The following is a 26,833-nucleotide window of genomic DNA, read 5'->3' on the forward strand; positions in this document are numbered from 1 at the left end:
CGTAAAGCTTACCAAAAGCGCTTTTAAAGCGATAGTCAGAACCGCTAAACTAACGCGCTCTCCGTTAATTCCGACTGAATCATTCATAATTAACCGGAAAGAGCACTAATGCCTGCAATAAAAAGGACCAACCGATGTTATATCTGAACAGCCAGAAAATACCTGAATTAGCCGGCTTAACGTTTGCCCAGCGTATGGAGGTGATCCGTAAAGCTGCTGATGGCCTGCCGGTACCGACCAAAATTACCCTTAATATTGTTAAACTGCTGATTTTAATTCCGTTATTTTTACTCATTGCCAGAGCAAGCGGCTGGGAAATTGTCGGCTACATTGCATTACTGTTAGTTGCTTACCCTGCGATTACCCGGCCATTAACTTTTGCCGTGTGCCGTAAAGATTTTGCCAGAATTCGCCAGCAGCTGTTTGGCCAGCAACCGGCCTAACCTGCATACAACGGTAATTTTGTGGTTTTTATCTGTTAACACCCAGGCAGGTGATGACAAGATTGCTGCACATCTGCATAATCCGCTGAGCTTTGCGCAGCATGCAAGGCACATAATTCTAATAAAACTCTGGGGACTCCATGACTGAATCAAGCACTGTTGCGGCGGCAAATGCCAACCAGCCGCAATTTCTCGGCCATCCGGTCGGGCTTTATGTGTGCTTTCTCACCGAAATGTGGGAACGCTTCTCCTTCTACGGTATGAAATATCTGCTGTTATTGTATTTAACAAAGTACCACTTATTCAGCGACGCCGGTGGCCTTGACGTGCTAGGCAGCTATGCCGGCCTAGTTTACGCTATGCCGGTTATCGGCGGTATGCTGGCAGACCGCTATTTGGGTATGCGTAAAGCCGTTACCTTTGGTGCCATTTTACTGTGTCTGGGACACTTAGGCCTGGCCTATGAAGGTTTTCAGGCTTATGTAGAAAACGGCGTAATTGTGCAGGACACCGGCGCGATACAGGTGTTTTACTTCTCGCTGGCGCTGATCATTATGGGCGTGGGCTTTTTAAAGCCGAACATTTCTACCATAGTGGGTCAGTTGTACGGTAAGGAAGATGCCCGGCGAGATTCAGGCTTTACTATCTTTTATATGGGTATTAATACCGGCTCTTTTATTGCCACCTTACTGGTAACCTATATAGGCGAAAGGTATGGTTGGGGCTATGGCTTTGGCCTGGCTGGCATTGGTATGGTACTGGGTTTAATTGTGTTTTTAGCCGGGCAGAAATACCTGTATGGCTATGCAGAGCCGTCTAACCCTGCCCTGTTGAAAGAAAAAGTATTTGCAGGCCTTGATCGCGAATGGTTGATTTACCTGGCAACCATACCTGCGCTGCTTGTAATGTGGCAACTGGTGCAATATAACCCTGTGGTACATAACACTTTGCTGGGTTTATCCTTTGTGGTGTTGGTGGGTATTATCTGGTTTATGGTTACGCAGTGTACTAAAGAAGAGCGTGACCGGATGATGGTATTAATAGTACTGACCATTTCAACGGTGGTGTTCTGGGCATTGTTTGAGCAATCGGCTTCTTCGATGACCTTGTATGCTGACCGGGTAATGGATCGCGAAGTGTTTGGTTTCTCTACCACAGCAGGCCAGTACGGCGCATTAAACCCAATGTTTATTATTACGCTGGCACCATTTTTTGCCTGGTTGTGGATTTTTCTGGCCAAACGCAATATGGAGCCAAGCACCCCGGTTAAATTCGCGCTGGGTATTATCCAGGCTGGTTTAGGTTTCGGTGCTCTGGTACTGGGTGCGCAGTTCCCTAACGAAGCGGGCCTGGTTGGCGCAGGCTGGATGGTATTGGCTTATATGTTACACACTATGGGCGAGCTGTGTTTATCTCCGGTGGGTTTATCGGCAGTAACCAAGCTGGCAGTGCATAAAGTGGTGGGCGTAATGATGGGAGCCTGGTTCCTGGCTACGGCTTACTCTGAGTTATTAGCCACCCAACTGGCGAAACTGGCGGCGATTGAAGTGCCGGCTGGTGAAACCGTTGAAGTAAGTGCAGCACTGGCAGGCTATACCGAACTGTTTAGTTTCTTGCTTTACGTTGGTATTGGTATTGGTGTATTTATGTTGTGCATCAGCCCCTGGCTGAAAAAACGTATGCACGGCGTGCATTAACGTTAAAAGGGTCGGCACTGCCGACCCTTTTTATTTGCGCTACATAAAGCTAACTTACTGGCCGCGCCACCTTTTAAATTAGTGGCTTCGCCACTGGGCATGACATAAAGAATCATATTTTTCGCGGCTAAGCAGTATGCGCGCCAGCACCATATCGGGGGCGCCGTTTTCGCCGGTTAAACCAATTTGTGCTTCGTAGTGCAGCTCGGGTTCCAGGTCCTGCATCATCATTTCTACCCAGTCTTCACCGGGAATAGCTAAATCGGCATAGCCGCGGCTTTCGTAATGTTGCTGATAAAGTGCATAATCTTCGGCTGACAGGTTTTCTGACGCCAGCTCTTCAAAGATATCAAACGCGTGGTCACATAGTTCGTCCAGCGTCCATAATTCCAAATCTTGCATTGGTGCTCCGGTATTAACATCAGTGTCTTTTTTCAGCTGATACGATGCTGGCTTAGCTGGCCGGTTAGAACCTGCTGCGCACAGCCGAAGAGTGTCTGAGCGAGCGCTTGCGTGAGCGAGTTGCTTCGGCGAGCACAGCAGTGTTGTAACGCAAGGCCTGCTTAACACAAAACAATATTAGCTGCGTAACGGTATTATGGCCGCCATTATAGCAAGGCTTTGGCGAAAACACTGCTGTGCTGCTAAACTAGCGGCCTTTTCCCCAGCCAGATTTCACTATGTACCTGTGCCCGCTTTGCCAAACTCCGCTGATGCTTAGTAATAAGCAGTACCAATGTGCCAACCGCCATAGCTTTGATATAGCCCGTGAAGGCTATGTTAACTTATTGCCGGTACAGCAAAAAAACTCTAAAGATCCAGGTGATAACAAAGATATGATGCTGGCACGGCGCGCTTTTTTACAAGCTGGCTGGTATGCCCCGCTGGCACAGGCGGTAAGCCAGGCTCTGGCAGCAGTAACCCCCAAATGTGTGCTGGATTTAGGCTGTGGCGAAGGTTACTACACCACGCAGTTAAAACAGGCTGTACCCGATGCCGCAGTATATGGGGTTGATATCTCAAAAAGTGCGATCAAATTTGCCGCCAAAGCGGCTGGTAGCGATATCAACTTTAGCGTGGCCAGTGCTTACCAGTTGCCGTTTGCAGCAGATTTCTTTGATGCTGTGGTACGTATTTACGCGCCGTCTAAACCTGAAGAGTTAAAGCGGCTGATAACAAGCGGCGGACATTTAATTACCGTAACCCCAGGACCAGAGCATTTGCTGCAGATAAAACAAGCGGTGTATGAACAAGTGCGCTTGCATAGCGATAGCATCGACAACATTGCGGGCTTTACTCATATTAAGCGCCAGCGTTTGCAATATAACCTGACATTTGAGCACCCTGCCGATGTACTGGCACTGGTACAAATGGTGCCGCTGGCGTGGAAATTTAGCGCCGGACAAAAGCAGCAGTTTGCTGCCAGCCTGCCTGTTATCTGTATCGATTTTCTACTGGATGTGTATCAAAAAGCACCAATTTGATGCAAAACGCTGGTCGCACCATCTGAGCGCGTATTGCCCCGTTATGGGGTGATATTACGCTGCTTTTTAACGGTAAATCATTGTTGTAATACGCATCTGTAAATTTTTTCACTTCTGACCGCAAACTTACTTGTTAACAGCTAGCTTACCTGGATGCCTTTCGGCATCAGCGCCCGTGTCAATTTTGTTAACATAAACCATTTTAAATCTGCCTGTCATAGCTCCTTTAACCATTCCCAAAACAGATACGTACTAATTTTGCGCACAATCTTTGCATTATTGCTACCAAAGCGCAAAAAATGTAACGCTTTTATCTTTTAACACTTTGATAATAATCACTTTTAAATAAAAAATAACTAAGGTGGGAACAAAGATGAACTATAAGAAAAACTCTGTAGCACAAGGCATTAAAGTTGCGCTTTTTGGTTCAGTAGCAATGGCAATGCTGGTTCAGCCGCAAGCGTGGGCACAAGACGTGGCTGAACAAGAGGCTGAAGCAGTAGAGAAAATTGCGGTGGTAGGCTCAAGATCTGCGCCTCGTTCAGTGGGAGAGTCACCGGTACCGATAGACATTATCGGTGGTGAGGAATTTACCAACCAGGGTAACTCCGACATGCTTAATTTACTGAGCACTATGGTGCCCAGTTTTAATATTAATGCTCAGCCAATAAGTGATGCTGCCACGCTGATCCGCCCGGCAAACCTGCGCGGTTTAGGCCCGGATCAAACACTGGTGTTGGTAAACGGTAAACGCCGGCACCGGGCTGCCGTTATTGCCTTTTTAGGTGGCGGTATTTCTGATGGTGCCCAGGGGCCGGATATTTCGGTGATTCCGGCCATTGCTATTCGCCAGGTAGAAGTACTGCGCGACGGTGCAGCGGCGCAATATGGCTCTGACGCCATTGCCGGCGTATTAAACTTTCAACTGAAAAATGCCAGTGAAGGCGGCATGCTGGAAGCCAAATGGGGCGAATATTATGATGGCGGTGCCAGCGACCAGTTTGCCGGTAATATTGGCCTGCCCTTTACTGACAAAGGTTCGGCTAACTTTAGTTTTGAATACCGTACCGCAGATGCTACCAGCCGCAGTGTGCAACGCGATGACGCTGCCGGGTTAATTGCGGCAGGCAATACGGCAGTGGCCGATCCGGCGCAAATTTGGGGCTCGCCGCAAATTAAAGACGACTTAAAGCTGTTTGCCAATATTGAACTGGAGTTAAGCAACGACAAAGAAGCCTATGCTTTTGGTAATTATGCCAAGCGCGAAGTAGAAGGCGGCTTTTACTATCGTAACCCAGCCAGCCGCAGTGGCGTGTACTACGACGGCGAAAACAGAGATAGGATCATGGTTGGCGATTTAACCCCTGATGATGGCATAAGTTGCCCGGTATTGATGCTGGGGGATGACGATATTCCTAATGCGGCCGATCTGGCAGCAATAACCGCTGATCCAAACTGCTGGGCCTTTACCGAAATGCTGCCCGGTGGTTTTACCCCGCGTTTTGGCGGTACAGTTTACGACGCCTCTATTGCCGGCGGCGTAAAGGGCGAGTGGATCAACGATATTATGTTTGATATGAGTGCCACTTATGGCCGCAGCCAAGCAGATTTCAGTATCAAAAACACCATTAACCCGTCGATGGGGCCGGACACCCCGACAGAATTTGACCCCGGCACTTATGTACAAACCGAAATTGGCCTAAACCTGGATATGTTCCGCGAGTTTGATGTTGGCCTGGCGGAGTTTTTAGTGTTAGCCGGTGGTGTGGAATGGCGCGAAGATATTTTTGAAGTAAAAGCCGGTGATGTCGCTTCTTATACCGTTGGTCCGCTGGCCAGCCAGGGCTTTGGTATTGGTTCTAACGGTTTTCCGGGTTTTAAACCAGAGGCCGCCGGGGTATTTACCCGCCGTAATCTGTCGTTTTATACCGATGCCTCGGCCTGGGTAACCGATGATTTAATGCTAAATGGCGCACTGCGTTATGAAGACTTTACCGACTTTGGCGATACCACTAACTGGAAAGTGTCTGCATTGTATAACCTGACTGACAGCATTTCGCTGCGTGCAGCTGCAGGCACCGGCTTTCGTGCCCCCACCATCGGCCAAAGTAAAGTTATTAACGTAACCACCGCCTTTGGCCCGAACGGGCTGGAAGATCAGGCCACTTTACCTCCGGATAACCCGATATCTATCCAAAAAGGCGGTAAACCGTTAAAACCGGAAGAATCAGAAAACTTCTCTTTTGGTACGGTAATGAATTTCGGCACTACGCATGTATCACTGGATTACTACAACATCAAGGTAACTGACCGTTTAAGCCAGACCTCGCCGCTAACGTTAGACGAAGACGATATTGCCGCGCTACTGGCAATGGGCGTAACAGACGCCACCAGTTACTCCAGTATTTTATTTTTTACCAACGACTTTGATACCCGTACACAAGGGGTGGATTTGGTGGTAAGCCAGGATCTGGATTTAGGCCGTGGCCGCAGCAAACTGAACCTGGTGTTTAACTGGAATGACACTGAAGTGACCCTTGATCCGTTAACCACCAACGTAAATGACACCAAGGTACGGCAACTGGAAGATAACCTGCCAAACACCCGTGGCAGCTTGTCATTTACTCACGAGGAAAACAGCTGGCGTGCGCTGGCGCGGCTGAATTACTTTGGTGCTTTCTGGGAAGCGCATTTGGATGATGGCTCGCTGAGCATTGACGAGGGTTCGGCCGTTACCGTTGATCTGGAGTTAGGCTATAAGGTTTTACCGTCGCTGGAATTGGTACTGGGTGCGCAAAACGCCTTTAACAAATACCCGGACGAAAACCCTTACGGTGGTGAAGCAGGTGCTAAATACCCTACTACCACACCGTACGGTTTTAACGGCGGTATGTACTACGTGCGGGCGGTGTATACGTTCTGATGTCGTAGCCATTGCCGTGCCTGATTATTAAGCAGGCACGGCGGCAAAGTACTATTGCTGCACTAGGTTTGCACTAGCCAACGCTTTTACTTACTTAGTGCAGCTTGCCTGCGGGATAAACTAACGATGAGCAACTACTTTAATGCACCACTTACACGGCGCCAGTGTCTGGGTTTACTGGCTAAAGCAGGCAGCAGCTCGGCGGTGCTGGGTGCGGCAGGCATCTTCGGCCTGACTAATGCGCCTGTAAGCGCAAGCCCGGTAATGTTAAAACCGCTACAGGGTAAAAACCGTAAAGTGCTGATCCTTGGCGCCGGGATTAGTGGGCTTACGGCAGCCTACGAGCTGGAACGGGCCGGCTACAGCTGTAAAATTCTGGAAGCATCGCACCGCATTGGCGGCAGAGTTCTGACACTTCGCCATGGCGATTTTATCGACGAGTTAGGCAGCCCACAAATTTGCCCGTTTGACGATGCACCAAACCTGTATTTTAACGCCGGTGCCGCGCGTATTCCGGCGCACCATACCGGCATTTTGCACTACTGCCGCACGCTTGGCATAGAGCTGCAGTTATTCAGTAATCATAATAAAAACTGCTATACCCAGGACGACGCAGCCTTTAACGGCCAGCCGGTACGAATACGCGAATATGAAGCTGATATGCGCGGCTTTATCGGTGAGTTACTGGCCAAATCGGCCACTGCAGGCGCTACACTGGACCAGCCATTTGACGAACAAGACTTAGATAAATTTATTCAGTTTGCCCAGGCTTATGGTGATCTGGACTCAAATTTCACTTATCGCGGCACCGACCGCGCCGGTTATGCTGCCGGTGGTGTTACCAGCCCAGCCATACTAAAACAACCAAGGCCATTACCCGATCTGCTGCGTAGTGACTTTTGCACCGGTGCCATGCATTTTGCTGAAATTGCCGATCAGGCGCCTGCATTAATGACACCAAGCGGTGGCATGGACAGCATCGTAAAAGCGTTTTTACGCCAGCTAACAACGCCCATTCAACTGCATTGCCAGGTCAGTAATATTCAGCTGCAACCCCATGGAGTTGCCGTAACCTACCTGAAACAGGGCGAAAGCTATACCGAACAAGCCGATTACTGCCTAAACTGCATACCAGCCCAACTGGTAAGCGGCATAGAGAATAACTTACCTGCAGATTATGTTGCCATAATGCGTCAGCTGGGCCGCGGCAAGCTGACCAAAATTGGTCTGCAAGCCAAACAGCGTTTCTGGGAGCAGGAAGACATTTACAGCGGCATTAGTTGGACTAAACAAGACATTACCCAAATATGGTATCCACACCATGATGCTTTTAAAGCCAAAGGTATTTTGCTGGGTGCTTACAGCTGGGAGCCGCAGATTTCTGACCGCTTTGCCGCTATGACACATCAGCAACGCCTCGCCACTGCTATTGCACAGGGCACCAAGGTGCATGCTAATTATGCCCAACATATTGAAAACGGTGTCAGTGTTTGCTGGCAGCGGATGAACCATATGCTTGGCTGTGGCGCGGTATGGACAGAAGAGTTACAAAAAACCGGCTTTAAACTGCTGCAGGCGCCGGCCGGTAACCATTATCTGATTGGCGACCAGTTAAGTTTACACCCGGGCTGGCAGGAAGGCGCAGTGCGCTCGGCCTGGCATGCCCTGGCAGATATTGAACGGCGGGAAGCGCTGCGCAGTACAGGAGCCGGGGCATGAATAAAATCTGGCTATTTTTTATGCTGCTCAGCAGCGCTGCCCTGGCAGATTCTAAACAACCCGATGCACAATATTGCCTGGTTTGCCATGGCTCGGCGGCGCAAGGTAACGCTGCGATTAAAGCCCCTAACCTGAGTATTTTGCCCGACTGGTATCTGCGCCAGCAATTCGTTGCCTTTCGTAACAACTGGCGTGGTGGCGCCGCAGACGATGCACACGGCAAAGAAATGCAGGCTGTTGCAAATACCATGAACAACGCAGAAATAGAACAGGCCATTGCTTTTATCCGCCGCCAGGCACCGGTTGAATTATCAGCCGACCTCAGTGGCCAGGCCGACTTACAGCAAGGGCAAAAATTATATCAGCAGTGTCAGGCGTGCCATGGCGCTAACGGTGAGGGCAATGCTCAGCTGCATGCGCCGCCGCTGGCAGGCCAGCATAACTGGTATCTGGTACAACAATTAAGCGCGTTTAAAAACGGCTGGCGCGGCAGCCAGAGTAATGACAGCTATGGCCAAATGATGCGCCAGTTTGCCCAGAGTTTACCCAATGATCAGGCCATAGCTGATGTGGTGGCCTATATTGACAGCTTACCCCTACCCAACCGTTAGTAAGGACAACGCCATGAAACTGAGTTTTTGTTTTGCCGCTGCATTATTTGCCTTTAGCCAAAGTAGCACTGCAGCCGAGATTAAACGCTATCCACTGCCCAATAACAGCAGCTTTCCTATTGCTGCGGCGGTAGAAGTGCCAGCAGGTAAAGCCGTAATATATGAAAGTGGTAAAGTACCGGCACCACTGAACCCTAAAGCGGAAAAAAACAGCGCCGCTTACTGGGGCAATACCGAGCAGCAAACGCTCAGCGTACTAAGCCAAATTGAGACCAGCCTGAAAAGCAAAGGCCTTGGTATGGGCGATGTAGTAAAAATGACAGTATTTCTGGTAGGCGATCCGGCACTGGATGGCAAAATGGATTTTAGCGGTTTTATGCAGGGCTACACGCAGTTTTTTGGTACTGAACAACAACCTAACCTGCCTGCGCGATCTGCGTTGCAAATTGCCGGTTTAGTGGTTGAAGGTATGCTGGTAGAAATTGAAGTGATTGCAGTACGGCCTTAACAAACTGTAGCCAGATCGCAGTATGGTGATCTGGCTGTGTCAAAGTTTATCTGTTTGGCTATTCAGTAGCTTGCTCAGCGTCCCGCTCATGCTGATGAATAGCCGTTAGCATACCAGACCAGAAATAAGTGCCCATTTCATTCATTACATTAGATTCGGCATTAATCAGCATTACCAGACCTAGTTGATGTTCACGCGAATAGGCAATTTCTGCACGATACCCCTTTACCCAACCACCGTGGTAAATAAGCTCGTCCTGGCCAAACTGGTACACCCGCCAGCCCAGCGCATAATGGGCATCTGTCAGGTAACGACGCCACTCTTTGCGTCTTAAATCACGCCGTGTTTTAACCCTTTTAGCGGTAATTTTTTCCAGTAAGCTGTCTGGCAATACTGCCGGGTTATGCCCAAGCTGCGCAATTAGCCAGTAGCCTAAGTCTACCGCACTGGCATTAACACCGGCTGCCGGGCCAAAACGGTAATAACTCTCTGCTACCTTGGTGCTATGCCAGCTACCACGAGCACGCACATGCGGCATAGCGCGGTTTTCTGTGCTGAAAAAGCCATCCAACCCCACCGAGGCCGTTGGCAGTTGTAGCGGCGTAAAAATATGTTCCTGCATCAGCTCGGCATAGGTTTTACCGGTGGTTTGCTGCATGATAGGTTCAATTAAGCTAAACAATACATTCTGATAGCCATAGCACTGGCCGGGGGCACACAAGGGATCAATTTTATTGAACTGCGGCAGGATACGCTCAGGCAGTAAATCTGCTTCTATCAGGTTGTCATAGGCATTGGCCATAACACCGGTGCTTTGTGACAATAAATGTTCTACTTTTAGCTGTTGATTGTAACGCTTACTTTTAAAACTAAACTCCGGTAAATAATGGGTCACGTTATCGTCCCAGTTAAAATGCCCCTGCGCTGCCACTATACTGGCCAGGCCGGCGGCAAAAGTTTTTGATACCGAAGCAATACGAAATACGGTGTATGGATCTACCGGATCTTTAGTACCCAACTGGCGAACGCCAAAGCCGGCGGTAGCAATAATTTTATTGCCGCGCACTATGGCGTAAGCGCCACCCGGAATTTTTTGTTCAGTCAGGTTAGCGGCAAAATACTCGTCAAAATCGGCTACCAGAGGTGCAAGTTCAACCTCAGCCATCACAGAGCTGCTAAACAAACAGGCTATTGCCAGAAAATACTGCCGCACTATTACCCCTCTTCTGCTTACCATTATGCCCGCCTGTTAAATACCGGCGGGCATTGTAGGAGCTTTATTCTGCCTTGCCAAGCCTGCAACGGTAGATCATTGTCAGTAATAACAACCAAATAATACCGAAACTACCACCACCTGAACCGCTATCGCTGCCGCCACCTGAACTTGCCGGGTTCACCGTAATAACGACTTCAGCACTGCTGCTAACGGTGCCGTCATTGGCAGTAAAGCGAAAAAGTAAATGCGTTTGTGCACTTACCGCTGGTGCAGTAAAGCTGGTGTTTAAAGCAGTAGTGCTACTAAGCTTTACCTGGGGGCCGCCGGTTTGCTGCCACTGATAGGTAAGACTGTCGGCATCACTGTCTGTAGCCGTAGCCAGCAATTGCACTGTAGCGCCGCTGCTTACCTGCTGCGCTGAGCCTGCAGATACCACAGGGGCGGTATTGTCATTGCCACAATCGGCATTCACTACCACTGTTTCTATTTGCTGCAACCAGTTTGTAAATTGCTGATCTGTTGGCGGGCACAGATCGGTATCATCAAACCGGAAGTTCTGCATCAGAGTTAGTGCTGTAAAGCTTTGTGGCAAGGTGCCGCTAAGGGTATTATCGCTTAACCACAACGCCCTTAGCTGGCTAAGTTGCCCCAGTGCAGAGGGTACACCACCACTTAATAAATTGCTTTCCAGATATAATCCCTGCAGCGCTGTTAAATTACCCAAAGCCGCCGGGATACTGCCACTAAAACGGTTTGCAGATATATCCAGTAGCTGTAGTACCGGCAAATTACCAAGCTGGGCTGGTATAGTGCCTTCAATAGCATTACTCCATAGCTGCAACCGCTCCAGCTTAGTAAGCTGAGCCAGTGCCAATGGCAGATTACCCTGCAGGCTATTGGAATTCAGATCCAGTTCCTGTAGTTCTGGTAATCCGCCGATGCTGGCCGGTAAAGTGCCAGTCAGGCCATTAGAGGCAAGCTCTACAGATATTACACGCCCGGCACCGCAACTAACGCCATACCAGGTACATGGGGTGTTATTTTGCAGCCAATTTGTCCGGTTTAACCAGTTTTGTCCTGCGGTGTCGTAATATAAATCAGTCAGCGCTGTGCACTCAGCTAACGGAATTTCGCTGACATTATTTACACTGCAGTAGTCGTTATTACGCAGCCGCACCTCAACAGTGCCATCAGGAAATACCAGGCTGGTATCATTACCGGCAAAAGTCCAGCTTGTGCTGTATACGCCGTCGCCACTATTAACATCTGGTGCTATGCCATTGTCAGCCATCACTAATGTATTACCGCCCTGAGTAATATTCACCGGCACACCATTACCATCGCAATTAATGCTCAGCACTTTTAAATCAATAGCGGTATTTGCCGCAAGATATACAACATCGGTTACCGGCAACATACGCCGCTGACGCTGAGCATTAACACAACTCAGTACGCCATTCTGGCCGTTGCCGCTGGCCAGCAATAAATTACCGTTAATAGTTTGCTCTGCCAGCAGCGGATCGGTGGCCGCCTGGCCGGACACGAGTATACGGCCACGTAATTGCTGCATTGTTAGTGCGGGCTCAGCGGCTTTAGCCAATGCCGCTACAGCAGTTACCATAGGTGCGGCCATAGAGGTGCCTGATGCCCTGGCGTAGCCGTTATCCAGATCGGTCGAAATAATGTCTACGCCGGGCGCAGATAAACTTACCCAGTCACGACCGTAGTTAGCAAAGTCGGCTTTATTGCCTTGTTCGTCATGTGCGGTAACGCTGATAATATTGGGTAAATCAAAGGCTGCCGGATAAAACTTCGCCTGGCTGTTTTCGTTACCGGCACTGGCAACAAATAAAATACCAGCATCATTGTGTGCTGCAATGGCGTTGTATAACGCCTGAGAATTAATAGCCGCGCCCCAGGAATTGTTGCTGGCAACGATATTAACGTTATGGTTCAGCTTTAAATCCAGTACATAGTCCAGACACTCTATGGCGTCACTGATAAAACCATCGCCGTTTACATCCATAAAGCGACACGGCAGAATTTTTACGTTCCAGTTAATCCCCGCCACACCGACATTATTATTGGTACTGGCAGAAATAATACCCGCAATAACAGTACCATGGCCGTCTTCATCCATCGGATCAACGTTGCCATCTGCCGGATTTATGCCACGAATATCGTCGATATAGCCGTTGCTGTCGTTATCTATACCATCACCGGCAGTCTCAGCCAGGTTTTGCCAGATATTAGCGGTTAAATCAGTATGTAAGTAATCCACCCCGGTATCGATAACCGCAACCACCAGATCATCGTCACCGGTAGTTTGATCCCAGGCTGCTATGGCATTAATGCCTTTACCTGCACCAAGATGCCACTGCTGAGCAAACCGTGGATCATTGGGAATAGCCGTTTTACGTACTTTATGATCCAGTTCTGCTGCTTTAACGCCGGGCATATTTTGGTATTCAGCGATGGCTTTATCGATGTCAGCACCGCTGGCTAATGTGGCTACCGCCAATTGTGGCAAATACTGATAACGGCGCAATGGCTGCAATTTACTTTTCGCCACACCCTGAACCGACAACAATTGCGGCTCAAAGCTACTGGCGCTCACCTCGGGCTGCAATGTCAGAATAATTCTTACCGGCTGCGGCGCAGCTTCGGCCCAGGCACACAACAAGCCCCAACCGGCTATAGCCAACAAACTATTTCTGAACATATCCCACTCCTTGCTGTAACAGAACTTTCTTCAGCTAATACTACGGGATCTTTGTATAAAAAGTGCAACTCTTTTTTTGATGACCGTAGCCTTAGCTGCCAGAACAATACAAGCCACGGCTAACCGGTTTAATCGCAACCAACTGCCCGGCACTATTGCTGACAAACTCAACCCACTGCTGCTGAGCAAAATCGCTGAGTTTATGCTGTTGCAGGTTTAACTGGCCCAGTAATTGCCGATCTATGCTCAGCAGCAGATCATCACATACTGTGATCTGCCACTGCTCTTCTTGTTGACGTAATAAGCCGGTATGGTAATGAAAAGCCGTGCTACGTTGTTGGGTTGCGGTGTATTGCTGATAAACAGCTGATGGATCAGCCTGCTGCGGCGGTGCCGTCTGCTCAGTTTGCGGTGATAACCTGTGTTGCTGTACCTCTTTATAATGCTGGTCCTGTGTTACCACTATCTGGTAATACAACGGTACCTTTTTATCTAGCGGTTGCAATAAGTATCCCATCAACAGCAACAAGGCACAGCTCATCGCCAACTGAGTATTGCGCCACAACCCCATACCACTGCTGCGTTTTACTGGCCTGGCGCGGCGAACTATTTCACGGCTAACCCGCTGCGGCAGCACATGACAGGCTTTATCATGCTGGTACTGCTGCTGCAGCTTTTGTTCAAATTGTTCAGGCGTTGTCATCTGAGTCTCCGGCCAGTTGCTGTAAAAACTGTCTGGCATAACGTAAGCGGCTTTTTATGGTTTCAGCCGGCTGTTGGGTAATATCGCTGATTTGTTGTAATGAAAAGCCTTCCAGTTGCAACATTACCGCTTCACGCTGAAAAAATGGCAGCAATTGCAATTGTTCGCTGAACAATAATTGCCGCCTGTTGGCATCTAACTGCTGTACCAGGCAGGTACTGGCGACAAACTCGGTTTCAAGCATATCTGCCTGCCAGCGCTGACGGCGGCGTAATTCGTCAATCAGGCAATTACGCCCCACACTGAACAACCAGGTTTTAAAGCTGCTGTTGCCACGAAAGCTGTAAGGTTGCTCAATAAGTTTAAGCCAACATTGCTGGCTGATATCTTCTGCCAGTGCTTTGTCTGATTGCTGCGCCAAAAAGTGGTATAACTCATTGCCATGCAGCGCAATCAGTTTTTCCAGATATGCTGAGCTACCCGTGTCACGGTACAACGCAAATAGCTGCTCTGCGCTGTTATCACTACCAAACCAGCCACTAATAAAGAAGGATAATGCCATTGAACTACTCCTTGTGCTTACCCTGTAATTTCAGCCTAGTCGCTCTGTAAACTGAAATCGAGCTGAACCTGCATATTCTGTTGCTTTACCGCTTTACCATCGACCAGTTGCGGCTGATATTTCCAGCGGCGCAGCGCTCTTACTGCTTCGCGGTTAAACAAGTTTGCCGGCTCTGCTGCAAGCACAGCCACGTCAGTAACCGCACCGGTTTCATCTATAGTAAAACTTAATCGAACCCAGCCTGAGATACCGTCACGCGCAGCTTCTATCGGATAACGCGGCTCAACCCTGACCAGCGGCGCTGCAGAACGCTCGCCACTTTGCCTCATGGTACCCGGGCCACTGCTACGGGGAATGTTTATTCTGTCTATCGGGCCAAAGCCAGGATCAAGATTGGTTGATTTATCAATCGTCGGTTCTGTTTTCGGTAGATCGCGTGGCTTAAGCTCTGGCATCGGCGGCAATACTTTCTTTTCTATCACATCAGACTCTGACGGTGGGCTAAATAGCTCAACCGGCAAGTACATTGGTGATGCCTGCGGCTTTATGCCATCCGTTTTGATCAATTGCTGCATAGCAGCAAATAACAAAAAGGTGATGGTTAATGCCGACACTCCGGCAGAGGCCATTTTTACAGTTTGGTAAGGGGGCAAAGTTTGCATATCAGCTCCTTATTAACCTTGTTAGCAATTAGACGTTTGAGCCAATAAAACGGGGTTAAATTTTTTGCCTTAGCTTGCGAGCAAATAACGGCGCCGCGTGCATACATTAAGCGCTGATCTGATTTTGGTTAATAACGAGTAGACTTTAGTCTTAGTACTACAACAGGTGATTGACAGTACAGCAGAATTTCCGAACACTCAGAAAATAACCTATAGTTTTATTTTTGTTGTGCCATGGGATGCTTATGCAACATAAAAGTACCAAACCTGCTTTGCTGGTGTTTGCTGTTCTGTTGGTGCAGGCAATCAGTTTTGCCGCAACCTCTTCTGCCATATTGGCGCTAACACTGGCAGGCATAATGTTACTGCTGTTTTTCTACTGGCCGGCAGCAGTGAAGCCAGCTAATCATGGCAATAACGAAGCGCTGGCAAAAACCGCAGATAATATTACCGAGGCCACGTCAAAAATGGCGATTGGCGCCGCTGAAGTGTCATTTTATATTGATAGCCTGATTAAAGATATTCAGCACAGCGGTGATGACAGCAGCAAAATTGCTGACGTGAGTAACCGCCTGGCCAGCACCGGTAATGAACTGACCCGCTCATTGCAAAGTATCGGCAGTACACTGCAACAAACCGCTACCGCATCACAGCAGGCAGATACTCTGCTGGAGTCTGGCGTCAATAATATTAAAGCGCTGGTAAAAGCCGTGAGTGATGCAGCGTTACAACTGGCAAAGCTGCGCAGCAGCAGTGACAACATTCAGCGTATTACTGAAGTAATTAATACTGTAGCCGAGCAAACCAACTTACTGGCGTTAAACGCAGCCATTGAAGCCGCCCGTGCCGGCGAACAAGGCCGTGGTTTTGCCGTTGTAGCAGATGAAGTAAGAACCCTTGCCGGCAAAACGGCTACCGCCACTAAAGATATTGCGGCTATGCTCAGTGATATCCGTGATCAGAGCCAGCATACCGCCAGCCAGATGAGCCAACTGCAACAAGCCGGCGAGCAGGTGCAACAGGAATTACTGCAGGTTGCTGCGGGGTTTAACGACATTAACCAGCAGATAGGCGGTTCATCAAAAACACTGGGGCAAATTGAGCAAGTGAGCACCGATCTGGAACATACCAGTGAACAGCTGGCCCATTCCATCGCCAATATCAGCACTGCATTAAAAACGATTGGCCAGAAAGGCGATTCTGTTGCGCAGCAGGCCGTAGAGTTGTCAGTAGAAACCGAAAGTGTTTACCGCGAACTTAGCACCTTAAGCGAACACAGTTTTTTCAGCCCTATTCTAACTGAGGCCAGACAAGCTGCTGATGCGATTGGCCAGTTGTTCAGCCAGGCGGTTGCCGATGGCCGCCTTAGCATGGATGCGCTATTTGCCGAAAAATACCAGCCGATAGCAGGTAGCAACCCGCCAAAGTTTCATACCGGCTACGACAGTTTTACTGATCAGTTTTTGCCGGCGATACAAGAGCCGGTATTAAGCCGGCATAGCAACGTACTTTATGCTGGCGCAGTAGACCGTAAAGGATATTTTCCCACCCATAATAAGAAATTCAGCCAGCCGTTAACTGGCAACTACGACAAAGACTTACTGCAAAACCGCACCAAACGGATTTTTAGCGACCGCACCGGCAGCCGCTGCGGCAGCCATACCGAAACCATGCTATTACAAACCTACAAACGTGACACCGGCGAGATCCTGCATGATTTGTCAGTACCTATCATGGTGAACGGCAGACACTGGGGCGGCTTTCGTATCGGCTTTAAACGCTAAACCGGGCTTGGGCCCGGTTTAGCTAGTGCTGTTTTTCGTTAATTACTCCAGATCGTCGAGTAAGTCATCAAATACACTTTCATCCACTTCAGGCTCTTGCTGTTTTGGCGGATTACCGTCGTATATTTTATACAGCTGGCGCTGGTAGTAGGATTCTTTAATAAAGGCGTAAGGGTCGAGCGACTCTTCCAGCAAATTCTCCATCGACATCAGCTGTTCACGGCTATCTAATGCATTTATTGCCGCTCTGGTAAGAGTAAGTGGTGTATTTAGCAATACCAGAGGAAAATACAGCGTATCAACCAAACCACCAGCCGTATCTCTTACTGTAGTAGGGCCAAGTGCTGGCACCATCAAATAAGGGCCATCGCCTACACCCCACACCGCCAGTGTCTGGCTAAAATCTTCATCCTGTTCTACCAGACCTATTCTGGTGGCCACATCAAACAGGCCAAACAAGCCAAGTGTGCTGTTTACCAGAAAACGACCTGCGCTAATGGCGGCCCGGTCTGGTTTTGCCTGCAGCGTGCCGTTTAAAAAACTGGCAGGTTCACTCAGATTATTGGCGACATTAACCAAACCTTTGCGTGCTGGTTTGGGCACCACTGTCATATAACCCACAGTGGCCGGGCGCAGCAAATATTTATCCAGAATGTCGTAGTTAAAATCCCACAGTGGCCGGTTGATCGTTTCCAGCGGGTCCCGGCTGTCATAATAATTAGCCTGCTGCTGTGCAGCCTGGCTGTTATCAGGCTTACTGGCACAGCCACTCATCAGCAGCATTAAAGGTAACAACGCGACAACACACGAAGATTTACGCATATTAAGGTTCCAGTGTTAACGAAACAGAAAGCAAAGCGTCATCAGCAAACGATAAAACGTCTGAAGCCGTTTGAATATCTCCCGGGCGCTGCTCAACAGTGCCTGACAACGACATACGGGCAATAACCTGTACCTTTTCAGCATTGGCCAGGCTCCAGCCCTGCTGCATAGCCATTTGCTCTGTCAGCATCAGTTGCTGCTCGCCGGAAGGCAACGGAATGCGCTGCACGGCCAACGGGAGCGCTGCTCCCTCGACCGCTTTGGCAAACAAAAACAGGCTGGCGTTTGGGTTAGCTTGCGCCAACGCCGGATCAACATACAAGGTTACGCTAATCTGGCGACCTTCTGGCATTACATCAATATTCAGCTCTGTTAAGCGTTGCTGCACTGCAGCATAACGCGGATCGTCTGTTGGCAGCTGCCGCAACAAAATCTGCCAGGCACTGGCAGCTTCGGTTAAATCACCTTTTTCATAAGCAATTAGTGCCATCAGCGATAACGCATCGGTATTTTCAGCATCACGACTTAATACCCTGGCTACCGCTCGCCCGGCTCTGGCCAGGCTATCGTCATCGCCGAATAAAATCAGTGCCTGAGCATAGCTCAGCAGTAACGGTACACGTTCAGGCGTTAATTGCAGAGCTTTCTCAAAGGCTGCTACCGCCTGCTCCAACACGCCCTGTGACATACGAATACGGCCCAGCAACATCCAGGCTACCGCGTCATCGCCTTCATTGGCTAAGCGGGTACGCAGCGCAAGGGCAAACAGTTCTACTTCCTGATCTGACAACGGCTCGCCCTGGTTTAGCAATGCCCGCTCGCCATACTGGGATAAATTCTGCTGAGCATGCTGCCACTGCTGCAACTGGCGATAGTGGCCACTACTGGCATACACGGCTGCAACGATTAGCAAAGTGAAGCTGAATAACACCAATGGCAAACGCCAGCTTGTTTTTATGTTGTCTGTTTGCTGCAGCTGTTGCTGTTGCAATAAAAACTGGCTTTTCAGCTCTTGAGCTGCGCTGTCAAAATCCTGTTCGGCCAGCTCACCGGCATCACGTGCCAGCGCCAGCAATTGCAAGCGCTCTTCAAATAGCTGCGCCGGAGTTTGCAGAGGTAACTCTTTGCTGCGCCTGGGCCAGAACAAAACAGTGGCACTTAACAACGACATCAGTACAGCAGCAGATAACAACGGCCACATCATGGCTTTTTACTCCGGTAACGTTTAATCAGCTGATCCAGCTCAGTATTCAACTCGCCTTGGGTATCAACGTTTTGTTGTGATTGCTTACTACGCCGGTAAATAGCGGTACCGAGCAATAACGTCAGCATCAGCACTGGTGATAACCATAACCAAAGCGTGTAACGGTTCAACGGCGGTTGATAATGCACAAAGTCGCCGTAGCGGTTGATCATATAATCTAATACCTGCTGCCGCTCCTGGCCCTGACGCACCAGCTCATAGGTTTTTTGCCGCATATCCACTGCCACTATGGCGTTGGAATCGGCAATATTCTGATTCTGGCACTGCGGGCAGCGCAACTCTGCCGTTAAGCTGCGGTATAAATCGCGCTGGCTGTCGTTGTCAAACTGCAGCAACTCCTGCGCATTAAGCACTGTGCTTAGTAACAATAGCAGTATGCCAATAGCGTATTTCATGGCTGGCTCCATTGCTGATACAAAGGTGCCAGTTTGGCACGCCATATCTGCGGGTTAATATCACCAATATGATGCGCCCGCACTATGCCATTACTGTCGATAAGAAAGGTTTCCGGCGCGCCGCTAACACCTAAATCCAGCGACAAGCGCCGTTCCAGATCGAGGATATTAAACTGATAAGGATCGCCGTTTTGCTGCAGTTTCTGTGCTACATCCTGCTGCAATACTTTAAGATTAAACGGTGCATCAAAGGCCGGATCGCGCGGCAGCTCATAATACAAACCGACAATTTTAATGCCCTGTTTGCGCAGTTCGGTCAAATAACCCAGTTCAGCATTACAGGTTGGGCACCAGGTACCCCAGACATTAAGTAAAAAGGTTTCACCGTGTAGTTGCTGCGGCGTCCAGATCTGTTGTGGCTGCATTAAATCGGCCAGGGCAAATTCAGGTAAGGCTTTATTCAGACTGGCTGATTCACGCTCACGCGGGTCGGAAAATAAGCCACTGAGCAAAAACACGGTCAGCGCCAGAAACAACACCAACGGAACATAAAAAAACAGCTTACGCATTAGCTACCTCTTGCTTTGTTGCCGGTGGCATTTTACGCCGGTAGCGTTTATCTGCCAGCGCCAGTAAAGCGCCTAAAGACATCAATAAACCGCCCAGCCAAATCCAGCGCACAAAAGGTTTAACCTGAATACGCAATGCCCAGGCATTACCGGGCAATTCTTCCCCCAAAGACACATATAAATCACGGCTTAAGCGGGCGTGTACCGCCGCTTCCGTCATAATAGTGCGCTGAATACGGTAGAAACGTTTCTCTGCGTGCAAGTGCGTAACATAACGGCCATCTTTACGCACATCCAGCTCTGCAGCCTGGCCGCCATAATTTGCTCCGTCCAGATCATATACATCCACCAGCGTAAACTGATAACCGGCCAGTGTGGCAGTATCGCCTTCCTGCATCCGTACATCGCGCTCTTCGGTGTACGTTTTGGTCATAGCAACACCTATCACCAGCACAGCAAAACCAATATGTGCCAGTGTCATACCATAATGGCTGGCATTAAGCTTGGTCAGCCCCTGCGTTACAGAACCAAACTGGCGCATACGCAGCATCACCTCTGCCAGTGCCGATACGCCAACCCAGGCGCCCAATAGCATACCCAGTAACGCCAGGTTAGCTTGCACACTTTGCATACTGGCCAATACGCCAAGCGCCAGGATCAAGGCGGCTACGAATACCAGACCAAGCGGCTTAACCAATGGCGTAAATTGCTGCTGCTTCCAGCGTACCCAGGGCCCCAAGCCCAGCATCAATGCAAACGGAATTGTCAGGTAATAAAACATCTGATTAAAAAACGGCTCACCGATAGAGATAGAGCCCAGACCAAGCTCTTTATGAAATAACGGAAATAAAGTACCCAGAAACACAATTAAGCAGGCTGTCAGCAGAAATATATTATTACCCCACAGCATCATTTCGCGTGAAAACAGCTGATAGCGTGCCTGCGAGCGTACAGAATTCATCCGCATGCCGTATAACAGCAGCGAACCGCCCACCATCAGCAGCAAGAATACCAGAAGGTACATACCGCGGCCCGGATCAGTAGCAAATGAGTGCACTGATACCAGCACACCGGAGCGCACCAAAAAGGCCCCTACCAGGCTAAGCGCAAAAGCAGCCAGTGCCAGCAGCACTGTCCAGCTTTTAAAGGTGCCACGTTTTTCTGTTACTGCCAGGCTATGAATTAATGCTGTACCGGCCAGCCAGGGCATAAAAGAGGCGTTTTCTACCGGGTCCCAGAACCACCAGCCGCCCCAGCCAAGCTCGTTATACGCCCACCAGCTACCCAGCATGATGCCCAGCGTAAGAAACAACCAGGCTGCCAACGCCCAGGGCCGTACCCAACGAGCCCAAACGCTATCAAAACGGCCGCCCATCAGTGCCGCTATGGCAAAGGCAAAAGCCACAGCAAAACCGACATAGCCCATATACAACGTAGGCGGGTGCATGATCATGCCAAAATCCTGCAACAGCGGGTTAAGATCGCGCCCCTCTACCGGGAAAAATGGCAGGCTGCGCTCAAATGGATTCGACATAAATAACGAGAAGGCAATAAAACCGACGCAGATCACACCCAAAATACCCAGAATGCGACCCAGCAGCAGTAAAGGTAAGGCTTTGGAGAACTGTGCAACTAAGGCTGTCCAGCCTGCCAGCATTAACACCCATAACAGCATAGAGCCTTCATGCGAGCCAAAGCTGGCCGTGATCTGATAATACCAGGGTAAGGTGCTACTGGAGTTTTGCGCCACGTTAACAACGGTAAAATCGTTGGTACGAAAGGCATAAATCAGTGCCAGCATTGCCAGCAAACAAAATAAAAACTGGCCTAATGCCAACGGTTTGGCTAGCAGTAGCATGCGTTGGTTAGCTACAAAACTGCCATACAACGGGATAATTGCCAGTAACAGCGATAAAGCAAAGGCAAATGTCAGCGCCAGCTGACCGGCTTCAACGATCATTCATAACTCCCGCTGACAGGCTGCTGTGACGGCGGTACATGCTTAATACCTTTTAATGCGTCGGCAACTTCCGGCGGCATATATTCCTCATCGTGCTTGGCCAGTACTTCTGACGCCTTAATGGTTGTCGCATCCTGCAACACCCCTTGTGCCACTATACCCTGCCCTTCACGAAATAAATCCGGCAGTATGCCTTCGTATATCACGGTAACCAGCGGGCCGGTATCGACCAGATCAAAACTGACTTTCAGCGAGTCCGGATCGCGTTTAACTGACCCTTCTACCACCATGCCACCAATGCGCAAACGCTGGCCAACCTGCGGTTTTATTTTGCTCTCGCCCAAACCATCAACTAACTGTGATGGTGTATAAAACAGGTCAATATTTTGCTGTAATGCGTAAAGCATCGCAGCCACGGCGCCGGTTAACAAACCAATAACTAACACGATGGCAAACAGGCGTTTCTGACGTCTCGGCTGCATTATTGTGCTTGCTCCTGATACTGCTTAATACGTTTTTCCCGGTCCAGCTTTGCGCTAAGCTGACGCTTAAATTGTTTATGTTGATAGTGACTGTACCAGGCTAAGACAGCCAGCATGACATAGCTGCTACCAAAAGATAACCAGACAAACAGGCCATAACCCCCCATTGCCCAAAATTCTGCCCATGACTGAAAATGCATAATTAATCTCCTGCCAGCGCTTTAACCCAGGGCCGGTGCTGTTCGTTTACCAGTATTGCAGTACGTAACCGCACACACAGCAGCGCCAGCATTAATATTTTAAATGCCAGTATGTTGATCAGCAGTGGCCACAGCATACTTGGATCGATAGACGGTTTGGCAAACTTGGTTATAGACGCGCCCTGGTGCAAAGTGTTCCACCATTCTACCGAAAAATGAATAATAGGCAGGTTAATAACCCCCACCACAGCCAACAAAGAAGCTACCTTGGCGCCGGTTTGCCTGTCTGAAAAAGCACCGCTTAAGGCTATTACACCAAGATAAAGAAACAACAGAATAAGCTCTGACGTTAAACGGGCATCCCATACCCACCAGGTGCCCCACATCGGCTTGCCCCAGGCCATGCCGGTAATAAGCGCTATAGCCGTGTATACCGCACCGATAGGCGCAATAGCCAGTACTGACCACTGTGCTACTTTTACCTGCCATACCAGCGCAATAAAGGCTGCTATCGCCATAGCCGAATAGGTACCCATTGACATAATGGCAGACGGGACATGCAAATGAATAATGCGGTAACTGTCGCCCTGCTGGTAATCAGGTGGTGTAAATGCCAGCCCCCAGATATTACCCAGCAGTAGCAATAGCAGCGCAGCGCCCATTAGCCATGGCATAAGGCGGCCACACAGGTGGTAAACGGTTTCAGGCTTAGCGTAAGGATGCAACCATTTAAACATATCAGCTCACATTTATTTTCAGTGCACTGATCACCGCAACCGGTACCAATGCCAACGCAAATAACAACATCGCCAGCATCACGGCAAGTTGTCCGTGATACGGCAGCGCCATACTGGCCGCTTCCATCGCCGCACTGGCGAATATTAGCAGCGGAATATACAGGGGCAGAATCAGCAGTGCCAGTAAAATGCCGCCTTTATCGGCCGATACCGTAAGTGCTGCGCCAAGCACACTGAGCAAACTCAGCAGCGGCGTGCCCAGCAGCAATGTCAGTAACATAACGATAAAGCTGGGCATATCCACATTCAGCAACAGCGCAACCAAAGGCGATAACAACACCAGTGGTAAGCCGGTGCTTAGCCAGTTTGCCAGCAATTTTGCTAGTACAAATGACAACAGCGGCTGGCGTGACGCCACCAGTTGCTCTACCACACCGTTACGGTAATCGTCTTTAAACAGCCGTTCAGCTGCCAGCAGCACGCTAAGCAATGCTGCTATCCAGATCACACCGGGTGCAATAATACGCAGCAAATTAGGCTCTGGCCCAACCCCCAGCGGAAATAAGCTCAGCACGATAATAAAAAACAGCACCGGGTTTAACCAGTCAGCTTTTTGCCGGGCCAGCAGGCGCAGCTCACGCTTTAAAAAAGGCCCCAGTGTTACCATCGGTAAGCCAGCTCCACAGTGTTAAGACCGTCATACACCATACTAAGCGGCTGGTGCGTGGTCAGAATAATGGCGCCACCGCAGGTTAAGTGCTGCAGGAAAAACTGCTGCAACATTGCAATAGCTGATTGGTCCAGGGCAGTAAAGGGTTCATCTAAAATCCACAACTGGCTGTGGCTGAACCACAATCGCGCCAGCGACACACGCCGCTGCTGCCCGGCTGATAACATATGACAAGGAATATCTTCCAGTCCGGCCAGCCCGAGTGTAGCCAGCAGGGCAAAATCATCGGCCGGCGGCAGCTCTGCCGCCGCGCGCCAGAATGCCAGATTTTCCAGTGCCGTTAATTGCTCATGAATACCGCTCTGGTGGCCGATATAACACAGGTTGGCAGCGTAATCTGTGGCAACATCAGTTACAGGCTGTTGGCAATAAAGCAGTTGCCCTTCGTCGGGAGCGGCCAGGCCAGCAAGCAAACGTAGTAAAGAGCTTTTACCGGCACCATTTTTACCGGCTACTTGTAGCAGCTCACCGGCATGCACCTGCAACGACAACTGCTCAAACAGCACACGGTCCTGCCGGATACAGCTAAGTAACTGAGCCTGCAGCAGCAACTGGCCAACTGGTACAGAAAAGGGCTGATGTTTAATCACTGGCCTCTGGCTATCGACGATAGGAAAAATTGCGCGCATATTACCATATTGACGTCATAATACGAATGCAGCGATAGTACACAGCAGAACAAAACAGGCAAAATATGAACCAGATCAATCTGGATAAGCTTTTTCAGCTTAGTCCGGGGCAAAAAGCTGACCCGGCAGTATTAAAGCTGGTAGTGGCGCAGGTATATCAGGCTCAGGTACAACAACTGACAAACGGCCAGTTTGGCCTGCGGTTGCCGGCAGCGCACGCGCCGCTGCAAATTACCTTACCGGCTAATCTGCCAGCCAATGTGCAGGCAATGCTGCAAGCCAGCGTACAAACACAACCCGGCGCGCAGGCACAAACCAGTGTGCAAACAGCCTTAGCCACTACACCTGGCATGGCAACGCAAAGCCCGTCCCCTCAAGCTACGAGCCCGCAGGCAAATGTGCAGCTGCAATTTTTACCGCAAAGCAATGGCCAGTTGCAACTGATACTGCAGCCTGCCTCAGTGCCAGTTAAGCTGACACTAAGTGTGGCACAAGTGCAGCAACTGTTATCCTCAGTGTTATCTGCCAGTTTGCCCGGGGTAAATCCGCAACCGGCTGCGCTGACACAACTGCCGCTTAATGTGCTACAACAGCCGCAAGGCCTGGCGCTGCAACTTGGCAATGGTGCTGTGGTGCGGCTACCGGCCAATGCTCAGACGGCACTTATGCAACAATTGTCCAACAGCGGCGCCCTCAGCTCATTATCAGCCGATGCGAAAACAACCCCACCACAGGTGCTGTTGGATATCAAAGCAGAACGCCAGCAGCTGGTACTGCAGCTACAAATACAGCCGGTCAATATTAAAGCGCCTGGCACAACGACGAATGTCAACCTGGCAGCGACACCAATAACCCTGACTAAAGCCGAACAAAGCGCTGTACTGCAACAATTGCTGCAGCTGTTTAATCAACCGGTCAGGAGCAGTGCTACCATACCTGTGGCGGCACAACAGCTGTTAAGCCAGCTGTCTGGCGGCGTAAATGCGGCTGCACAACCCTACCAACTGCAATTGCAACAACAGGCCAGCCAGTGGCAATTATTGCTGCAACCGGCAAAAACTTCTGCCAGTGTTACCATAGCGCCGGAGGCTCTTAGCAGGACATTGCAGTTTAATACTGACAGCAGCGGCAATACTGCAAAAGCGCAGGCCAACACACTGCAAATACCGCTGACACCTAATACACAACAACTGGTGCAGCAGGCCTGGCGCCACTTATTGCCATTGATGCCGATGCAGGCAGACACCCTGGCCAGCCTGCCTGAGCTGCCACAAGCGGTGCAGCACATTTTGCAACTGGTACGACACAGCCAGCCGGGAGCTGATAAAGTGCTGTCGCCACAACAGCTAGTAAACCAGTTAACCAGCCTGCTGCAGTTTCAGCCGCTACAACCTTCTGCTACCGCCCAAACCAGTGGCGGTGCATTGGCTGCAGCGATACAGCTACTGCTTGGCCACCTACTGCAAAAACCACTTTCTGCTGCAACGCAGCCAGCGAATAAACCACTGGCACAACTGATCAGCCAACTGGAACCGGGCCAGGCCAGCAATTTGCTACGCCAACTGGCCGGCCATAGCAGCACGCTGCAACAAAGCCAACTGGCTGCACTGGACAATAATAATGCACAAACGCAACAGCTATTACTGCAGTTACCGATGCAACAAGGAGAACACAGTGTGTTTAGCCAACTGCTACTGGAGCAGCGTGAAGCAGACGGCAAGCAAAATGGCGAAAAACAAACGCTATGGCAGCTGACAATGAAGTTTGATTTAAAACAGCTGGGCCAGCTGATGGTGGTAGCAAAGTTACAACAGCAACAATTACAGCTACAGTTTTATACCGACGAAGTGCAGGCTAAGGAGCAAGCTGAGCGCTTTTTGCCCTTGCTTAGTGATCGCTGCAAAGCTCAGGGGTTAGACGTTACGCAGGCAGAGTGTACACTGGGTAAAATACCCGACACCATTTTACCCCGCGCCAACAGCCTGTTGGCGATTAAAGTATAAGGAGCATT

25 protein-coding genes are annotated in these 26,833 nt (G+C 49.8%); 9 read left to right on the top strand and 16 right to left on the bottom strand.

What is annotated here, in order from left to right; translation table 11 throughout:
- Positions 1-134: 134 nt before the first annotated feature.
- Both MJX74_RS07830 and MJX74_RS07835 read left to right on the top strand, forming a co-directional pair.
- Positions 135-443, top strand: a complete 309-nt coding sequence (locus MJX74_RS07830; protein ID WP_240222278.1) for a DUF6170 family protein — start codon at positions 135-137, stop codon at positions 441-443.
- A gap of 140 nt (positions 444-583) precedes the next feature.
- On the top strand, positions 584-2,140 hold the full coding sequence (locus MJX74_RS07835; protein ID WP_240222280.1) for a peptide MFS transporter: 1,557 nt from the start codon (positions 584-586) through the stop codon (positions 2,138-2,140).
- 78 nt (positions 2,141-2,218) lie between these two features.
- On the opposite strand, the gene MJX74_RS07840 is transcribed toward MJX74_RS07835, so the two are convergent.
- Positions 2,219-2,542 carry a DUF440 family protein gene (locus MJX74_RS07840; RefSeq protein ID WP_240222282.1) on the bottom strand — a complete coding sequence of 108 codons (324 nt, stop codon included), beginning with the start codon at positions 2,540-2,542 and terminating at the stop codon, positions 2,219-2,221.
- 278 nt (positions 2,543-2,820) lie between these two features.
- Between MJX74_RS07840 and rlmA the strand changes: the two genes are divergently transcribed.
- From rlmA to MJX74_RS07865, 5 genes are all read left to right on the top strand, one after another.
- Positions 2,821-3,624, top strand: coding sequence for a 23S rRNA (guanine(745)-N(1))-methyltransferase (gene rlmA / locus MJX74_RS07845; RefSeq protein WP_240222285.1), 804 nt, complete (start codon positions 2,821-2,823; stop codon positions 3,622-3,624).
- Positions 3,625-3,997: 373 nt separating this feature from the next.
- Complete coding sequence (locus MJX74_RS07850) at positions 3,998-6,547, top strand: TonB-dependent receptor plug domain-containing protein (RefSeq protein WP_240222287.1); 2,550 nt, start codon at positions 3,998-4,000, stop codon at positions 6,545-6,547.
- 126 nt (positions 6,548-6,673) lie between these two features.
- Positions 6,674-8,266 (top strand): flavin monoamine oxidase family protein, encoded by a 1,593-nt coding sequence (locus MJX74_RS07855; RefSeq protein ID WP_275692703.1) that lies wholly within the window; start codon positions 6,674-6,676, stop codon positions 8,264-8,266.
- Positions 8,263-8,877 (top strand): c-type cytochrome, encoded by a 615-nt coding sequence (locus MJX74_RS07860; RefSeq protein ID WP_240222289.1) that lies wholly within the window; start codon positions 8,263-8,265, stop codon positions 8,875-8,877. The genes MJX74_RS07855 and MJX74_RS07860 overlap by 4 nt, the downstream gene beginning before the upstream one ends.
- A gap of 13 nt (positions 8,878-8,890) precedes the next feature.
- Positions 8,891-9,385 (top strand): RidA family protein, encoded by a 495-nt coding sequence (locus MJX74_RS07865; RefSeq protein WP_240222291.1) that lies wholly within the window; start codon positions 8,891-8,893, stop codon positions 9,383-9,385.
- 58 nt (positions 9,386-9,443) lie between these two features.
- On the opposite strand, the gene MJX74_RS07870 is transcribed toward MJX74_RS07865, so the two are convergent.
- The 5 genes from MJX74_RS07870 to MJX74_RS07890 form a co-directional block, all read right to left on the bottom strand.
- Complete coding sequence (locus tag MJX74_RS07870; RefSeq protein ID WP_240222293.1) at positions 9,444-10,622, bottom strand: serine hydrolase domain-containing protein; 1,179 nt, start codon at positions 10,620-10,622, stop codon at positions 9,444-9,446.
- A gap of 40 nt (positions 10,623-10,662) precedes the next feature.
- Positions 10,663-13,323, bottom strand: coding sequence for a S8 family peptidase (locus MJX74_RS07875; protein WP_240222294.1), 2,661 nt, complete (start codon positions 13,321-13,323; stop codon positions 10,663-10,665).
- A 91-nt stretch (positions 13,324-13,414) separates the two neighbouring features.
- Positions 13,415-14,026, bottom strand: a complete 612-nt coding sequence (locus MJX74_RS07880) for a hypothetical protein (protein ID WP_240222295.1) — start codon at positions 14,024-14,026, stop codon at positions 13,415-13,417.
- Positions 14,013-14,588 (bottom strand): RNA polymerase sigma factor, encoded by a 576-nt coding sequence (locus MJX74_RS07885; RefSeq protein ID WP_240222296.1) that lies wholly within the window; start codon positions 14,586-14,588, stop codon positions 14,013-14,015. Before MJX74_RS07885 ends, MJX74_RS07880 begins: the two co-directional genes overlap by 14 nt.
- Before the next feature lie 35 nt (positions 14,589-14,623).
- On the bottom strand, positions 14,624-15,250 hold the full coding sequence (locus MJX74_RS07890; protein WP_240222297.1) for a TonB family protein: 627 nt from the start codon (positions 15,248-15,250) through the stop codon (positions 14,624-14,626).
- A gap of 245 nt (positions 15,251-15,495) precedes the next feature.
- Here MJX74_RS07890 and MJX74_RS07895 point away from each other — a divergent pair, with 245 nt between their 5' ends.
- Positions 15,496-17,034 (top strand): methyl-accepting chemotaxis protein, encoded by a 1,539-nt coding sequence (locus MJX74_RS07895; RefSeq protein ID WP_240222298.1) that lies wholly within the window; start codon positions 15,496-15,498, stop codon positions 17,032-17,034.
- 42 nt (positions 17,035-17,076) lie between these two features.
- Here the strand turns inward: MJX74_RS07895 and MJX74_RS07900 are convergent, their stop codons facing one another.
- Genes MJX74_RS07900 through ccmA form a run of 10 tightly spaced genes read right to left on the bottom strand, consistent with a single transcriptional unit; the run spans position 17,077 to position 24,822 of the window.
- Entirely contained in the window at positions 17,077-17,856 is a 780-nt protein-coding gene (locus MJX74_RS07900) for an MlaA family lipoprotein (protein WP_240222299.1), read from the bottom strand.
- Position 17,857: 1 nt separating this feature from the next.
- Complete coding sequence (locus MJX74_RS07905; protein WP_240222301.1) at positions 17,858-19,060, bottom strand: tetratricopeptide repeat protein; 1,203 nt, start codon at positions 19,058-19,060, stop codon at positions 17,858-17,860.
- A complete protein-coding gene (locus MJX74_RS07910; RefSeq protein ID WP_240222303.1) occupies positions 19,057-19,515 on the bottom strand; it encodes a cytochrome c-type biogenesis protein in 459 nt (152 codons plus the stop codon). Before MJX74_RS07910 ends, MJX74_RS07905 begins: the two co-directional genes overlap by 4 nt.
- Entirely contained in the window at positions 19,512-20,084 is a 573-nt protein-coding gene (locus tag MJX74_RS07915; protein ID WP_068234666.1) for a DsbE family thiol:disulfide interchange protein, read from the bottom strand. The genes MJX74_RS07910 and MJX74_RS07915 overlap by 4 nt, the downstream gene beginning before the upstream one ends.
- A complete protein-coding gene (locus MJX74_RS07920) occupies positions 20,077-22,044 on the bottom strand; it encodes a heme lyase CcmF/NrfE family subunit (RefSeq protein ID WP_240222305.1) in 1,968 nt (655 codons plus the stop codon). The genes MJX74_RS07915 and MJX74_RS07920 overlap by 8 nt, the downstream gene beginning before the upstream one ends.
- Positions 22,041-22,526, bottom strand: coding sequence for a cytochrome c maturation protein CcmE (gene ccmE / locus MJX74_RS07925; protein ID WP_240222307.1), 486 nt, complete (start codon positions 22,524-22,526; stop codon positions 22,041-22,043). Before ccmE ends, MJX74_RS07920 begins: the two co-directional genes overlap by 4 nt.
- Complete coding sequence (gene ccmD / locus MJX74_RS07930; protein ID WP_240222309.1) at positions 22,526-22,726, bottom strand: heme exporter protein CcmD; 201 nt, start codon at positions 22,724-22,726, stop codon at positions 22,526-22,528. Before ccmD ends, ccmE begins: the two co-directional genes overlap by 1 nt.
- Before the next feature lie 2 nt (positions 22,727-22,728).
- Positions 22,729-23,463 carry a heme ABC transporter permease gene (locus MJX74_RS07935; protein ID WP_240222311.1) on the bottom strand — a complete coding sequence of 245 codons (735 nt, stop codon included), beginning with the start codon at positions 23,461-23,463 and terminating at the stop codon, positions 22,729-22,731.
- A 1-nt stretch (position 23,464) separates the two neighbouring features.
- Positions 23,465-24,130, bottom strand: coding sequence for a heme exporter protein CcmB (gene ccmB / locus MJX74_RS07940; RefSeq protein WP_240222313.1), 666 nt, complete (start codon positions 24,128-24,130; stop codon positions 23,465-23,467).
- Positions 24,124-24,822, bottom strand: coding sequence for a cytochrome c biogenesis heme-transporting ATPase CcmA (gene ccmA, locus MJX74_RS07945; RefSeq protein ID WP_240222315.1), 699 nt, complete (start codon positions 24,820-24,822; stop codon positions 24,124-24,126). Before ccmA ends, ccmB begins: the two co-directional genes overlap by 7 nt.
- Positions 24,823-24,887: 65 nt before the next feature.
- Here ccmA and MJX74_RS07950 point away from each other — a divergent pair, with 65 nt between their 5' ends.
- Positions 24,888-26,825: a flagellar hook-length control protein FliK gene (locus MJX74_RS07950; protein WP_240222317.1), complete on the top strand. Its 1,938-nt coding sequence runs from the start codon at positions 24,888-24,890 to the stop codon at positions 26,823-26,825.
- The last annotated feature ends 8 nt before the right edge of the window (positions 26,826-26,833 follow it).

It is taken from the genome of Rheinheimera hassiensis, assembly GCF_022436675.1.
GTDB classification, from domain to species: domain Bacteria; phylum Pseudomonadota; class Gammaproteobacteria; order Enterobacterales; family Alteromonadaceae; genus Alishewanella; species Alishewanella hassiensis.

Coding starts and splice junctions, on each gene's coding strand:
- MJX74_RS07830 (WP_240222278.1), top strand. CDS start 135: ATGTTATATCTGAACAGCCAGAAAATACCTGAATTAGCCGGCTTAACG.
- MJX74_RS07835 (WP_240222280.1), top strand. CDS start 584: ATGACTGAATCAAGCACTGTTGCGGCGGCAAATGCCAACCAGCCGCAA.
- MJX74_RS07840 (WP_240222282.1), bottom strand. CDS start 2,542: ATGCAAGATTTGGAATTATGGACGCTGGACGAACTATGTGACCACGCG.
- rlmA (WP_240222285.1), top strand. CDS start 2,821: ATGTACCTGTGCCCGCTTTGCCAAACTCCGCTGATGCTTAGTAATAAG.
- MJX74_RS07850 (WP_240222287.1), top strand. CDS start 3,998: ATGAACTATAAGAAAAACTCTGTAGCACAAGGCATTAAAGTTGCGCTT.
- MJX74_RS07855 (WP_275692703.1), top strand. CDS start 6,674: ATGAGCAACTACTTTAATGCACCACTTACACGGCGCCAGTGTCTGGGT.
- MJX74_RS07860 (WP_240222289.1), top strand. CDS start 8,263: ATGAATAAAATCTGGCTATTTTTTATGCTGCTCAGCAGCGCTGCCCTG.
- MJX74_RS07865 (WP_240222291.1), top strand. CDS start 8,891: ATGAAACTGAGTTTTTGTTTTGCCGCTGCATTATTTGCCTTTAGCCAA.
- MJX74_RS07870 (WP_240222293.1), bottom strand. CDS start 10,622: ATGGTAAGCAGAAGAGGGGTAATAGTGCGGCAGTATTTTCTGGCAATA.
- MJX74_RS07875 (WP_240222294.1), bottom strand. CDS start 13,323: ATGTTCAGAAATAGTTTGTTGGCTATAGCCGGTTGGGGCTTGTTGTGT.
- MJX74_RS07880 (WP_240222295.1), bottom strand. CDS start 14,026: ATGACAACGCCTGAACAATTTGAACAAAAGCTGCAGCAGCAGTACCAG.
- MJX74_RS07885 (WP_240222296.1), bottom strand. CDS start 14,588: ATGGCATTATCCTTCTTTATTAGTGGCTGGTTTGGTAGTGATAACAGC.
- MJX74_RS07890 (WP_240222297.1), bottom strand. CDS start 15,250: ATGCAAACTTTGCCCCCTTACCAAACTGTAAAAATGGCCTCTGCCGGA.
- MJX74_RS07895 (WP_240222298.1), top strand. CDS start 15,496: ATGCAACATAAAAGTACCAAACCTGCTTTGCTGGTGTTTGCTGTTCTG.
- MJX74_RS07900 (WP_240222299.1), bottom strand. CDS start 17,856: ATGCGTAAATCTTCGTGTGTTGTCGCGTTGTTACCTTTAATGCTGCTG.
- MJX74_RS07905 (WP_240222301.1), bottom strand. CDS start 19,060: ATGATGTGGCCGTTGTTATCTGCTGCTGTACTGATGTCGTTGTTAAGT.
- MJX74_RS07910 (WP_240222303.1), bottom strand. CDS start 19,515: ATGAAATACGCTATTGGCATACTGCTATTGTTACTAAGCACAGTGCTT.
- MJX74_RS07915 (WP_068234666.1), bottom strand. CDS start 20,084: ATGCGTAAGCTGTTTTTTTATGTTCCGTTGGTGTTGTTTCTGGCGCTG.
- MJX74_RS07920 (WP_240222305.1), bottom strand. CDS start 22,044: ATGATCGTTGAAGCCGGTCAGCTGGCGCTGACATTTGCCTTTGCTTTA.
- ccmE (WP_240222307.1), bottom strand. CDS start 22,526: ATGCAGCCGAGACGTCAGAAACGCCTGTTTGCCATCGTGTTAGTTATT.
- ccmD (WP_240222309.1), bottom strand. CDS start 22,726: ATGCATTTTCAGTCATGGGCAGAATTTTGGGCAATGGGGGGTTATGGC.
- MJX74_RS07935 (WP_240222311.1), bottom strand. CDS start 23,463: ATGTTTAAATGGTTGCATCCTTACGCTAAGCCTGAAACCGTTTACCAC.
- ccmB (WP_240222313.1), bottom strand. CDS start 24,130: ATGGTAACACTGGGGCCTTTTTTAAAGCGTGAGCTGCGCCTGCTGGCC.
- ccmA (WP_240222315.1), bottom strand. CDS start 24,822: ATGCGCGCAATTTTTCCTATCGTCGATAGCCAGAGGCCAGTGATTAAA.
- MJX74_RS07950 (WP_240222317.1), top strand. CDS start 24,888: ATGAACCAGATCAATCTGGATAAGCTTTTTCAGCTTAGTCCGGGGCAA.